Below are 11,217 nucleotides of genomic sequence, written 5' to 3' on the forward strand. Positions count from 1 at the left end.
CGTCATTCGCTCCTGCCTCGATACGCTGCGAAAGCAGGGCCACGGCATGCTGGAGGTGCTGCAACGCGCCTTCGCCGGTAATCCTATCCAGCCCACTGCATAGGCGCTGAACAGTCACGCTGCGCGGCCTGCTCGGGCTAATTGCCGGGAAGACCTATCGACATCGAGAAAATCGTTCGAAGCCTATGAAGCCCGGCGTAAAACCACAGAAGTAGATGACTCAGAAAAACTGCTGAAATGTCTTAACTTGGGTGGATTGGTTCTGCCCCCCCCGCAAGTACCGCGCCCAACACAAGGCGTACCATACCGTCTGGCGCCGTTGGTGATATGCTGCGCCCATGACTACCGATACCGACATCCAGCTGAGCGGCCCCTTCAAGGCAAGTGACAGCAGCGGCCATGCCCACGACGTAAAAGCAATTCGCATTTTCGACGAGGGCTATGGAATTATTGACGTGTACGTGGACTTCGCCGCCCCGGTCGAAGGTGGGCTGTACAAGGACAAGGTCCTCGTCGGCAACATTATCGATCGCTTGCGCGCGCTCGGCTACGTCGGCCCCAATTTTTCGCACAGCGATCCGGGTCTGCAAGACCGCAAGCTGATCGTGCTCGAAGCCCCCGAAGAATTTTCCGCCCTCGCCAAACTCAAGGGCTGGAAAAATCTGGCCGAAGAATTCGACGAAGATTGAGAGCTTGTGTTGGATGACGCACAGTTTGCTAGAAGCGAGCTGGGCAATATAGGGACATGAGCAAGCTGATCTCCTCCGTTAGCAATGCCAAGGCCCTTGCCGGAGCAAGCGCCATCCTCATCGTCCCGCCAGTGCAGGTGGGCCGTCCGGACAGCCTGACGGCGCAGCGCATCCAGGTCGGGCTGGTGCTCAGCCAGATGCTCGGCGAGCAGGCTGCGGCCGCGTATCTGTCGCGGCAGGCGGTCGACGCCAAGGTGACTCGCCGCGTATTGAGCAGCGGCGGGCGGCGCCGGGCCAGCGATGACGCCAGCCATTTGTAATTTTTGGTGGCTTATGCGGCCTGCCGCACGGAATAGCTGTGTTTTACGTGCAATATGTGCACATGAGCAATTTAATCCAACCAATTGATATCACTTCCGTGATTGTTGAAACCAAACAGCCTGCCTGTCACCTGGTTCCCGCTGCCGTGCCGGGATTGGTGGAAGAGGCGCGCGATGTGCCGCTGCCACTACGGACCATCGGCCGCCCCGACACGCTGACCTCGCAACGGGTAGAAGTGGGCATTGTGCTCAATGCCATGCTGGGCACGTCGGCAGCGACCGAATACCTGAGCAAGCATGCGATTGCAGACGCCGTGATGCAGCGGGTGCTTAGCCCCACCGGCCGGCGGCGTGGCAGCCATGACGCGAGCGGTATCCAGATGTAAACGCAGGCGTCTTTGCCCGGCCTGCACAACTGCATGTTGCGTCGCACTTGGCAACAGTCGGGATTGGCGGCGACACATTGCGCGGGCGATCCGGAGGCGCCAAGGGCCAGACTGTGCTGGGATGTCCCGCGATCATGGACAGGCCCGTTCGCTCAACGGCCGCTCGCAGCCCTCACAATAGCCTGGCGGGTCCGCCGTCGCTGCATGAAAAACCCATAGCGTGCACGGCGCGGCACGTGCCAGCGCCCGCAGCGCGATTAGCGAGCCGTCATCTATTGAACATAACGCGCGCACCAGGCGCCGATGATTTGCGCGACCCACTGCGCATCCTCTTTACGCTTGAGCAAATGGTCCGCATCGTCGAGCGACACGAACGTTTTCGGATGCTTGGCTGCAGTAAAAATATGCAGCGCATTGCTGATGTCGACCGTGCGGTCTTGCGGCGAATGCATCACCATTAGTGCGCGCTGCAGGTGCGCCGTTTTTTCATCCACATTCTGCTCTGCCGCGTCGAGCAAGAACTGGCGCTTGATCGTAAACGCGCGTCCCGCCAGTTGCACCGATGCTTCGCCATTGGCATTGATCGCATCAAGCTGCGCACCAAATAGTTTAGTCACGTGCGAAGGGTCGCTTGGCGCGCCGATCGTGACCACTGCTTTCAGTTCAGCGATCTCGGCGGCGGCCGCCAGCACGGCTGCTCCTCCCAGGCTGTGCCCGATGATCAGCCTGGGCGCCTGCATGGTCTCGCGCATGAAGTTGGCGGCAGCGACCAGGTCTTGCACATTGGATGAAAAATTGGTGTTGGCGAACTCCCCTTCGCTCGCGCCCAGGCCTGTGAAATCGAAGCGCAGCACGGCAATGCCCTGCTGCGCCAGGCCTTGCGCAATACGGCTGGCGGCGAACACATCCTTGGTGCAAGTGAAGCAGTGGGCAAACAACGCGTACGCCGTTACGGGGCCGTCGGGTGCGTCAAGCCGCGCGGACAAGTTCTGTCCGTCTGCGCTGGGGAAATCCTTGCGTTCGCTTTGCATGCGTGCCCTTGATTATCGAAGATTGAGTTGCATCAGGAACCGCAACAATGCGGACTCCTTCGGTTGCGGCGGCTGCGACGGCTTTGGCGGCATTGGCGGCATTGGCGGTTCTGGTGGTGTCGACGGTCCCGGCGCGTACAGTGCGGTGAGCGACTGCGCGTGCGTGCGCAGCGAGTAATCGTAAGGAAACAAGTCGTCGTGCGCGAGTGGCGACGTGATGAAATGGTGGTTGACCAGCAACTCGATGGCTTGGGCCCGGGTCCATTTATCCTGCCTACGTGGCAGGCTTTGGGCGTCAGACAAGTCCAGGCTGCCGTCCACATTAAAGTAAAGTAAGTTGTCGAACTGGTAGTCGCGCCGAAACGCCGTGCGCCAGCGCGAATTACTGCCCCAGCCGCTCGACAGGTCGAGCGCCGGACGGTTTCTGCGGCAATGGGTCCAGTAAATGGTGCTCCGATCGGCGATACCGGGCGCCAGCACATTCTTGCCGGCGGACACGCGCGTCCCGGCGCGCAAGAACACCATCGGTCCCAGCATCAGGCAAGGCCACGCGCAGGCCAGTACCGTCGGTGGCGCATCGGGATCTTCGCTGCTGGTCACGGCCACAATTTCGTGCTGAAAGGGCGTATAGCTTGCCGGGCACGAGCCGGTCATGCCAAGCGACTCGAAAAACTGCTGAAATTGGCGCAGCGATAACGGCGGGGACTTCCAGGCGTTTTTGGACACCGCGTGAGCCGGCAAGCCGTTGAGCAAAATATCGCCCACCACGCTCAAGCGATACAAGTCCCAGAGATCCTCGGTGTCGGCTTGCGGGACCGGGCTGCCGGTGCGGGCAGCAAAGGCTTGCAGCCAGTCGCGCGCTTCGCTGTTGGCTTCTGCCCAGGGAGCAAGCACGTCGGCGTAGGTTTGCGTGCCTTCGTAGCTCATGAGCAGGTCGTACAGGTCTAAAAAATAAAATGGCGAATGGTCCATGGCGAGCGGGATGATGGTTGTGTTTGGCATCATGACACAGCAGTGATCGCCGCTCACCCAAACATGCCATGCAAAAACCAGCGCGGTTCGGCCTCGCCGGCCGCGCCCACCATGCGCTCCCGATACACCCAGTAATGCGCATGGTCGAGTCCCTCGGCAATGAAGTAGTCGCGCGTTTGCGACTGGTTCCACCAGCCCGCTTCGATGCGCTCCGGGTTGGACGCCATGCGCAGTGGCGAGCCATAAAACGGGCGGTGGTTGCGCATCAAGAGCGCGATCGGCTTGGCCAGCAGCCAGGCCGGGCGCGGCAGGCTGAGCACATCGGGCGGCATCTGCGCCTGCATCTGCGCGTTGCGGATTTTCTTTTGCACCGGCACCCACAGATTGGCCAGCTCCGGTCGGTAGTCAGCCTGGGGCGCGGCCTGCAGCACGTTCTCGGGGCCCAGCCGCGCGACCAGCAGTTCGAGCATGCGCTGCTGGTCTTCGTCGCTACCGCCGGGCTCGGGAAACAGCGAATCGCTGGGCGGCGCCATTGGCTGCACTTGCGGCGCTTCGAGCGTGAGGCCAATCACGTGCGCCACCAGCTCCACCTTGGACAGGCGCTCCTTGAGCAGACGCACCAAGTGTTCGTCGCGCCAGGTCGGCTCGGCCAGCGCGATTTCGATGATGGTGGGCGCGCGCGCCACCTTGCCCCGTTCGTGCTCGAGCTGCAGCACGATGCGTTCGACGGCGAACTGGTGCGCGCACAACCAGCCCGTCATTTGCAGCAGCAGGCGGTGCGCGCCGAACAAGAGCGCCTCAGCGTTCTCGACGCGGTCGAACAATTCGAGCTTGGCGCTGAAAGTGGTGGGCGCCTCGATCCAGTCGAACAGTTCGGGCGTCTTGCCGTAAGCGGCGTCGAGCAGGTCGAGCAAGGGCCGGCCGCAGCGGCGCTGCAAGCCCGGGCGCGGCAGGCGCCGCATGTCGCCCAGCGTAAAGCAGCCGATGCCATCGAACCAGGCGCCAAAGGCGCGTCCGGGCGGGGGCAAGGCGCTGGGCAGATGGTCCAGGCGCCTGGACAGCGAAGCCATGCCCAGCACCCGCCCGGCGCTGGCGCGCGCCAGCAACCAGGCGCCGCGCGCAGTGGGCGCGCAACCGAGCGCGCACGAAAAGCCGAGCGCGCGCAAATTGGCGCGGATGCGCCGGCACAGCGCGCGGATGCCGCCGAACAGGGACAGGCTGGCACCGATATCCATCAGCAGCGTGGATTCTTCGGCCTGGGCCACTAGCGGCGTGTACTGCAACAGCGCCATGGCAACGTCGTGCAGCGCTTGCGCCTCGCGCTCCAGCGTGCGCTCGTGCAGGCGGGCCTCGGGGTGAAGCATCAGCACGCCGCCGCGGCGCATGCCCGGCAGCACGCCGGCGGCGCGCGCGGCCGGGGACAGCGCCAGCACGCGCTCCTGCTCGAGCACCACGCTGCCGTTGTCAGATGACCAGTTCGGGCTGAACACTTCGAGCGGGAGCTGGGGCAGATGGAGAGCGATCCAGAGGCGCATGGCGCTGCAGTAAAGAAGGAGTGAGTGGCAGGAACAGCGGCGCGTCGCGCTGCGGTCCCCGGCGCTTGATGAAGCCGATGTCAAGGCCGCCGGCGGCCGGACGCAGCGACAGGCGCAGCGGCGCAGGCGACGAATCCTGGGCCGCGGCCAGCGGGCGCAGCATGAAGAACAGTGTTTCGGCGCTTTGCGCGGCCAGGTGCAGGCGGCGCAGCGTTTCGCCGCGCGCGTGGCTTTGCCAGAACAGCAGCGCGCCGCAACTGCCGCTGCGCAGCACCTGTTCGGCGGCCCACAACGCGTCGGCGCTGCGGCTGCTGCGAATCCAGATCAGTTGCGACGGCGCCAGGCCCATGGCGGCCAGCGCCAGTGCCTGCGGCGCGTGCGGCGGCTGCAGCAGCACGATGCGGCGCTGCGCCACTTTTAGCAGGGCTGGACGCAGCAGGCGCAACTCGCCAATCCCGCATTGCTGGGGCAGCAGGTCGATCAGGGTGCCGGTGGGCCAGCCGCCGCCCGGCAACTGGGACGACAGCGTGGGATGGCCGGTGTCGATGCAGCGTGCATGGCTGTGCGCCAGTTGCGACGCGCGCCAAAGGGAGGGATGCAAACTCTCCGGCGAGGGGATAGAATCAGGACGGCTCATGGTGGTCAATTTGGAAAGTACTGTATAGATGTACAGTACTATCTGAGCCGGGTTTTTGCAAGGTCAAACGTGTAACAGGTGAAATTTTAGCGAGGAGATGTCGGCCACCCGGTCTCTTGGTGAACGATGGTAGCGCCATTCATAACGTGGGAAAATATGATTACAAAAATATGATTACAAAAATATGATTACAAAAAGAACGATTGCGTATGTCGTCATCGGCTGGTGCCTGACCATATTTGTTTATGGCTTTGCCACCTTTCCCGACGCCCCCTGGAAGGCATGCGGCGATGGGCACTTTTGCGGAAAAATGAAGCAGGCCCATTCTTTCAGCGAATACCAGGCATTCACCCGGTGGGAAACCGCGCTGTTTGTATCCTGGCCCTTTGGCATAGCCTGCGTGGTCTGGCTGCGGCGCGCGAAAAAAACCGACTAGCAGTTCAACGGGCGAGCTCACGGCCAAGCCACTTGCGCAGGCCCAGGCCAACAAACAGTGCGGCCAGCGCCAGCAATGCCGCCAGCTCCACGCGCACCTCCTGCAGCGACGCGCCCATCTGGTTGGTCGCGATCAACCCCTGGATCCCGGCCGTCGATGGAAGCAGCCAGCGCAAGGCTTGCAGCGCCTCGGGCAAGGCGCTGGACGGCCACGCCAGGCCCGACAGGAAGACGATCGGCATCGAGGTGGCGATCAGCAGTTGCACGCTGCGCTCGCGGGTGCGGAAAAACAGGCCAAGATACATGCCCAGCGCGGCCACGCAGTAGGCAAAAGCGAGCGTGAGCACCGCCGCGCCAAGCCAGTTCCCCCCGCGCGGATAACCCTGCCACCAGAACACGAAACCGAAAAAATACAGCGCATTGAGAATGACCACCAGCGCAAAGGCATTGAGCGCGCCGAAGTAGGATGCACTGCCCCCCTTGTACGGAAAGGTCCTGGCATCGGACCAGGTACCAAACAGCAGCCCGATCCCCAGCAGGAAGGTCTGCTGCATCACCAGCACCACCACGCCGGGCACGATGTACGACGCATAGCCCTCGGCCACGTTAAACATCGGCAGCGATTCAGTTGCCAAGGGCTGGCGTTGCGACTCCACCTGCGCGGCCGTCGGCGCGCCGGCACCCAGGCGCTTGATTTCTATGCCGGCCGACAGCGTGCCGACCACTTCGGCGAGCGCGTTCAAGGCCACCTTGTTGAGCATCGGGTAGGCGCCATGGCCGGCCACCTCCACTTCCGGCTGCTGGCCGGCGAGCACCTTGCCGCTGAAGTCGCGCGGGATGATCAGTGCGCCGGCCGCGTCTCCCTGCCATAGCAGCGCCTGCGCCGCTTGCGCCCCGGGGCTGACCGCCACCACGGTGATGCCCGGATGGGCGTCGGCATAGCGGATCAACTGGCGCGACAAGGCTGAATTGTCCTGGTCGACGACGGCAATCGGCACGCCCTGCACCGTCTCGGTATTGTAAGGAAGCGGATAAAAGAACGAATACACAATCCCTGAAATGAAGAACAGCAGCAAGGCCGCCTTGTCCCGCAACAGTGATGTCCAGGTGATGCAAAACGCCGACCAGCTCTCCTGCAGCGCGCTCATGTCTGCCCCCAGCTCTCGGGCTGCTGCACGCGCCTGGCAAGGCGCAAGTAACCAAGAGCGCCAAAGCCGAGCGTGAACAGCAGCAGCACGCCCAACTGGCCCATGCTGTAGCGCAGCGGTGCGCCGGCCAGCCAGGTATTGTTCAACAGGTGGGTGAAATGGGACAGCGGCAGCGCCTCTGCCCACAGGCGCGCGGCAAACGGCATCGACATGCTGGGAAAGCCCTGGCCGGTGAACGCAAACGCGGGCGCCGTCACAAAGGCGCACACCGACAAGGCGGTGCGCAGCGACGGTGCGAACGCCACGAAAAACAGGCCCATCGCCAGGTAGGCGGTGATCAGCAGCAGCGTGCCGGCGATAATGGCCACGGCGCTGCCCATCACCGGCCAGCCGCGCACGGCGCCAAACAGGATCGCCACCAGCATCGCCTGCAGCACAAAGGCGGCGAAGGCAATCGCCAGCTTGCCCAGGATGGCAGGAGCGAGCTTGCCGTCGGCGGCCGCCAGCCAAGCGGGCACCGACCCGGCGCGCAGTTCGCGTCCGACCGCCGTGACCGCGCCCAACGTCACGAATATATGCAGCAGGCTAAATACCACCGGCAGCGCCAGCGCCATCTCGTAGCTGCCGCTGTCATTGAACAGGGTCGCGGTGCGGGTGCGGATCGGCTCGAACTGCGCCCTCGCCTGCTGCAGCGCCATGCCGCGCTTGGCGCGACCCTGCAGCTCGATCCCGGCCGACAGCGTGGCCACCACGGTGCGCACGTCGCGCGTCATGCTGCCGGTATAGGAGGGAAATTGCGCGTTATAAGCCCACTGCAGCTTGACGGCGCGCCCGAGCGACACATCGGCCTGCAGGCCGGCCGGAATCGATACCACGCCGTAGGCGCCGCGCTCGCGGATCAGGCGCATCGCCTCGCTCTCGCCGCTGGCGGCCAGCACCACCTTCAGCCCGGGCGACTGGTCCAGCATGCGCACCAGGCTGCGCGACATGGCCGAGTGGTCCAGGTCATAGACCACCAGCGGCAAGTCGCGCGCCACGCCGGCCGACAGGATCCACCAGGTCAGCAGGTAGAGCGCGAGCGGGATCGCGGTCAGCATCGCCAGGTCCCACGGATCGGCGCGCAGGCGCGTCCACTCGCGCGCAACGGATGCGCGAAACGGCCGTGCGACGGCGTGCCTGGCCATGATTGCCTGGCTCAATGTTCGAACACGACCGTCATCCCCGGCCGCAAGCCGGGAACCGGCGCGGTGGGGCGCAGCCTGACTTCAAAGGTGCGCAGGTCGGTGCCGCCGGGACGCGCGGCGCGCCACGTGGCAAAGGCCGGCAGGGCCGACACGAAGGTCGACTTGAACTGCGCTTTTACATTTAACGCGGGCACAAAGCCCGTGTGCAGCGAGGCTTTCTCGAACGGCTTGAATTCGTCCTCGCGCACCGAGACCACGGCCCACACATCGTTCAGGTCCACCAGCGTGACGACCGGAAAACCTTGCGGGGCCAGTTCGCCCGCCTGGATCGCCAGCTTGCTCACTTCGCCGGCGGCCGGCGCCTTGATATGGGTTTCGTTCAGCGCGGCGGTGGACTCGGCCACCACGCCGGCGGCCTGGCGCGTCTGCGCTTCGGTCGCCAGCTTGTCTTCGGGGCGGGCGCCGTGCATCGCCATCTCGTACTGGGCGCGCGCGGCCTGCGCCAGCTGCTCGGCGGCGCGCCACTGCGCCTCGGCCTCGTCGCGCTTTTGCTGGGCCAGCACGCCTTCGGCAAACATCGCCTGCGCGCGCTGGTAGGTCAGTTTCGCGATCCTGGCGCCGGTGCCCGCGCGCTCCCAGTTGAAACGGGCGGCCGTGACTTCTTCGGGCCGCGCGCCGGCCTGCGCCTTCTGGTTGGTGGCGCGCGCCACGTCCTGCACCGCGTTCGCCTGCGCCACCTTGGCCAGAACTTCGGGGCTGTCAAGTTCGAACAACAGCTCGCCCGCCTTGACCACCTGGCCCAGCTGCACATGGACCTTGCCGACCCGCCCCGGCACCTTGGACGAGACGTTCACCTCCTGCGCCTCGATCTGCCCCTGGACCGGATCAGGCGTGGTCTGGAAGGCCTTGTACAAGCCCCACGCCAGGAAGGCCAGAATAAGGACGCCGATCAGGGCGGGAAGGATGCGCTTGCGGAAGGAAGCCATGGTATTCAATCTTTCGTGAGTTCGACGATGTTGCTCGCGGTCCGGGAATAGTCAAGCAGCTTGCCCGGCTGGCCGGTGGTGCCCAGCAGCCTGGCCAGCGCCAGCACGTAGTCGTAGGCGGCCTGCGCGCGTTCCAGGCGCGACTTGGTGTAGCCCAGCGAGGCGTCGGCCACGTCGATGGAAGTGGCCTGTCCATTCTTGAAGGCCACCTGCGACAGGCGCAAGCTTTCCTGCGCCAGCGCGATTGCCGAAGCCATCGACAAGTAGCGCAGGCGCGCGTCTTCCATGGCACGCCACTGGCTTTCGGCCAGCGTGGGAATGTCGCGCGCGGCCTGGTCCGCCATCACTTCGACGCGCTGCTTTTCCAGCCTGGCCGCCGCGCCCATGCGGGCGCGGTCGATGCGCTCGACCAGCGGGACGCTGACCGACATGCCCACCAGCCAGTTGGCGCGGGCCACGCTGTCGCCGCGGTTCAGGTTGTAGTTGGCAAGCGCGATCACGGTCGGGCTAAATTCGCTGCCCTGCAATGCGACGGCCCCCGCAGCCTGGGCGCGCTTGCTGTCGATCTGCTTCCAGGCGACGTTCGAGCTCATTGCCGCTTCCACGAACGAGGCGAGCGAACCGACCGGCGCGCTGTGCACGAAGAGCGGCGTGACCGGATGCACGGTGACGCGCGCGCCGAGCAGGCGACTTAAAGCGAGCTGCGCGATCTCCAGGTCGCTGCGGGACTTGGCTGCTTCGCGCGCGGCGTTGTCCACCGCCACGTCGGCCTTCAGGCGGTCGATCTTGGCGATCAGGCCGGAGCGCTCCATTTTTACCGCCACCAGCTGGTGATCCTTGATCGCGTCAACGGCCGCGGCGCGCAGGCGCCACGCTTCGCGCGCCAGCTGCACCGTAAAGTAGCGCTGGGCCAGGATGGCAGCCGTGTCGTCCTCGGCCGCCTGCACGCTGGCGCCGGCTTCGGCCGCGCGGCCGGCTGCGATATCCTGCACCGCCTGCAGGCGCCCGCCGGTGTACAGCGGCCACACGGAGGTCAGTCCCAGCGAACGCAGGTCGACAATGCGATTGGCGCTGATCGCATTCGGTATGTCCGGCAGGTTCAGGCCGGGCAAAGGCGGCAGGCTGTCGAGCAGCGGATTGGCGCGCTGCGCGATGCTGCTGGTGTCCACGCTCAGCGTAGCCGAAACGCGACCCAGAAAACCGGACACGCGCAGGTCGGGGCCGGCAATCCCGCGCAAGGCGCTGGCCTGCTGTTTTTTGGCTTGCCAGTCGAGGTCGGCCCCGTTGACTGCGCCCGACACTTGCCGCAGCTGGTGCAGCGCTTGGGCGTAGTCGACTGCGCTGGCGCCCTGCGCGCTGGCGTCGCCCGCCCGGGCGCCAGCCGAAAGGAGCATTGTCGCCAACAAGGTGAGCGCGTGCCCGCGTAATTTGTTCATGGATGCTCCGATTTGACCACTCGCACGTGGCGCGCATGTTGCGATATTAAATAGTTCGGTCAGCAGCCGAGGTAAAGCTCCGGGCTTTGCTGCAATCGAAGGGGACGTTGTACGTCTCTGCGAAGCAATGTAGACAGCAGCGCGAGTGATTGCCGGCTGCTCTACTGAAAGGTGCGCTGGACCGCAGGCCCACCAGGCTTGATGCTATTAAATCAATATGTACTATACATTGCCTTGCACAAACGCAGCAAGCCAGTTCAGCCAATACCGATGAAAGCTACTAACCTGAATTTTGCATAAAAAAGGGCAAGAATGCCGTAAGTGATTGATAAAATGTGAGTTGGACGAAGCCGCTACGCGGCAGGAGTGCGATCCTGGCTGATGATCGATCCGGCTGGATGATTCAGAATGTGACCTCGTCCCTCGCCCGAGGGTGTGAATCATACGAAACGAGGTCA

The 11,217-nt window shown here is 64.2% G+C and carries 11 protein-coding genes; 3 read left to right on the top strand and 8 right to left on the bottom strand.

What is annotated here, in order from left to right; translation table 11 throughout:
- Positions 1-338 precede the first annotated feature (338 nt).
- The 3 genes from ACP7D4_RS26965 to ACP7D4_RS26975 all read left to right on the top strand — a co-directional run bounded on the left by ACP7D4_RS26965 (position 339) and on the right by ACP7D4_RS26975 (position 1,395).
- Positions 339-689, top strand: coding sequence for a hypothetical protein (locus ACP7D4_RS26965; protein WP_426107549.1), 351 nt, complete (start codon positions 339-341; stop codon positions 687-689).
- A gap of 56 nt (positions 690-745) precedes the next feature.
- On the top strand, positions 746-1,009 hold the full coding sequence (locus ACP7D4_RS26970) for a hypothetical protein (RefSeq protein WP_426107548.1): 264 nt from the start codon (positions 746-748) through the stop codon (positions 1,007-1,009).
- Between the two features lie 62 nt (positions 1,010-1,071).
- On the top strand, positions 1,072-1,395 hold the full coding sequence (locus ACP7D4_RS26975; protein ID WP_426212416.1) for a hypothetical protein: 324 nt from the start codon (positions 1,072-1,074) through the stop codon (positions 1,393-1,395).
- Positions 1,396-1,667: 272 nt separating this feature from the next.
- Here ACP7D4_RS26975 and ACP7D4_RS26980 read toward each other — a convergent pair whose 3' ends face one another.
- From ACP7D4_RS26980 to ACP7D4_RS27015, 8 genes are all read right to left on the bottom strand, one after another.
- Positions 1,668-2,426 carry an alpha/beta hydrolase family protein gene (locus ACP7D4_RS26980; protein ID WP_426212418.1) on the bottom strand — a complete coding sequence of 253 codons (759 nt, stop codon included), beginning with the start codon at positions 2,424-2,426 and terminating at the stop codon, positions 1,668-1,670.
- A 12-nt stretch (positions 2,427-2,438) separates the two neighbouring features.
- On the bottom strand, positions 2,439-3,428 hold the full coding sequence (locus tag ACP7D4_RS26985) for a hypothetical protein (RefSeq protein ID WP_426212420.1): 990 nt from the start codon (positions 3,426-3,428) through the stop codon (positions 2,439-2,441).
- Positions 3,429-3,451: 23 nt separating this feature from the next.
- Positions 3,452-4,933 carry a Y-family DNA polymerase gene (locus ACP7D4_RS26990; RefSeq protein WP_426212422.1) on the bottom strand — a complete coding sequence of 494 codons (1,482 nt, stop codon included), beginning with the start codon at positions 4,931-4,933 and terminating at the stop codon, positions 3,452-3,454.
- Positions 4,863-5,570: a translesion DNA synthesis-associated protein ImuA gene (gene imuA, locus ACP7D4_RS26995; RefSeq protein WP_426107543.1), complete on the bottom strand. Its 708-nt coding sequence runs from the start codon at positions 5,568-5,570 to the stop codon at positions 4,863-4,865. Before imuA ends, ACP7D4_RS26990 begins: the two co-directional genes overlap by 71 nt.
- Before the next feature lie 440 nt (positions 5,571-6,010).
- Positions 6,011-7,153 carry an ABC transporter permease gene (locus ACP7D4_RS27000; protein WP_426107542.1) on the bottom strand — a complete coding sequence of 381 codons (1,143 nt, stop codon included), beginning with the start codon at positions 7,151-7,153 and terminating at the stop codon, positions 6,011-6,013.
- A complete protein-coding gene (locus ACP7D4_RS27005) occupies positions 7,150-8,337 on the bottom strand; it encodes an ABC transporter permease (protein WP_426212424.1) in 1,188 nt (395 codons plus the stop codon). Before ACP7D4_RS27005 ends, ACP7D4_RS27000 begins: the two co-directional genes overlap by 4 nt.
- 11 nt (positions 8,338-8,348) lie before the next feature.
- On the bottom strand, positions 8,349-9,323 hold the full coding sequence (locus ACP7D4_RS27010; RefSeq protein WP_426212426.1) for an HlyD family secretion protein: 975 nt from the start codon (positions 9,321-9,323) through the stop codon (positions 8,349-8,351).
- A gap of 5 nt (positions 9,324-9,328) precedes the next feature.
- On the bottom strand, positions 9,329-10,759 hold the full coding sequence (locus ACP7D4_RS27015) for a TolC family protein (RefSeq protein ID WP_426212428.1): 1,431 nt from the start codon (positions 10,757-10,759) through the stop codon (positions 9,329-9,331).
- Between the last annotated feature and the right edge of the window lie 458 nt (positions 10,760-11,217).

The organism is Massilia sp. TWP1-3-3 (genome assembly GCF_049897805.1).
Taxonomy (GTDB): Bacteria; Pseudomonadota; Gammaproteobacteria; order Burkholderiales; family Burkholderiaceae_D; genus Telluria_A.

Bases quoted from the DNA above. Each gene is read 5' to 3' on its own strand.
- ACP7D4_RS26965 (WP_426107549.1), top strand. From the start codon at position 339: ATGACTACCGATACCGACATCCAGCTGAGCGGCCCCTTCAAGGCAAGT.
- ACP7D4_RS26970 (WP_426107548.1), top strand. From the start codon at position 746: ATGAGCAAGCTGATCTCCTCCGTTAGCAATGCCAAGGCCCTTGCCGGA.
- ACP7D4_RS26975 (WP_426212416.1), top strand. From the start codon at position 1,072: ATGAGCAATTTAATCCAACCAATTGATATCACTTCCGTGATTGTTGAA.
- ACP7D4_RS26980 (WP_426212418.1), bottom strand. From the start codon at position 2,426: ATGCAAAGCGAACGCAAGGATTTCCCCAGCGCAGACGGACAGAACTTG.
- ACP7D4_RS26985 (WP_426212420.1), bottom strand. From the start codon at position 3,428: ATGCCAAACACAACCATCATCCCGCTCGCCATGGACCATTCGCCATTT.
- ACP7D4_RS26990 (WP_426212422.1), bottom strand. From the start codon at position 4,933: ATGCGCCTCTGGATCGCTCTCCATCTGCCCCAGCTCCCGCTCGAAGTG.
- imuA (WP_426107543.1), bottom strand. From the start codon at position 5,570: ATGAGCCGTCCTGATTCTATCCCCTCGCCGGAGAGTTTGCATCCCTCC.
- ACP7D4_RS27000 (WP_426107542.1), bottom strand. From the start codon at position 7,153: ATGAGCGCGCTGCAGGAGAGCTGGTCGGCGTTTTGCATCACCTGGACA.
- ACP7D4_RS27005 (WP_426212424.1), bottom strand. From the start codon at position 8,337: ATGGCCAGGCACGCCGTCGCACGGCCGTTTCGCGCATCCGTTGCGCGC.
- ACP7D4_RS27010 (WP_426212426.1), bottom strand. From the start codon at position 9,323: ATGGCTTCCTTCCGCAAGCGCATCCTTCCCGCCCTGATCGGCGTCCTT.
- ACP7D4_RS27015 (WP_426212428.1), bottom strand. From the start codon at position 10,759: ATGAACAAATTACGCGGGCACGCGCTCACCTTGTTGGCGACAATGCTC.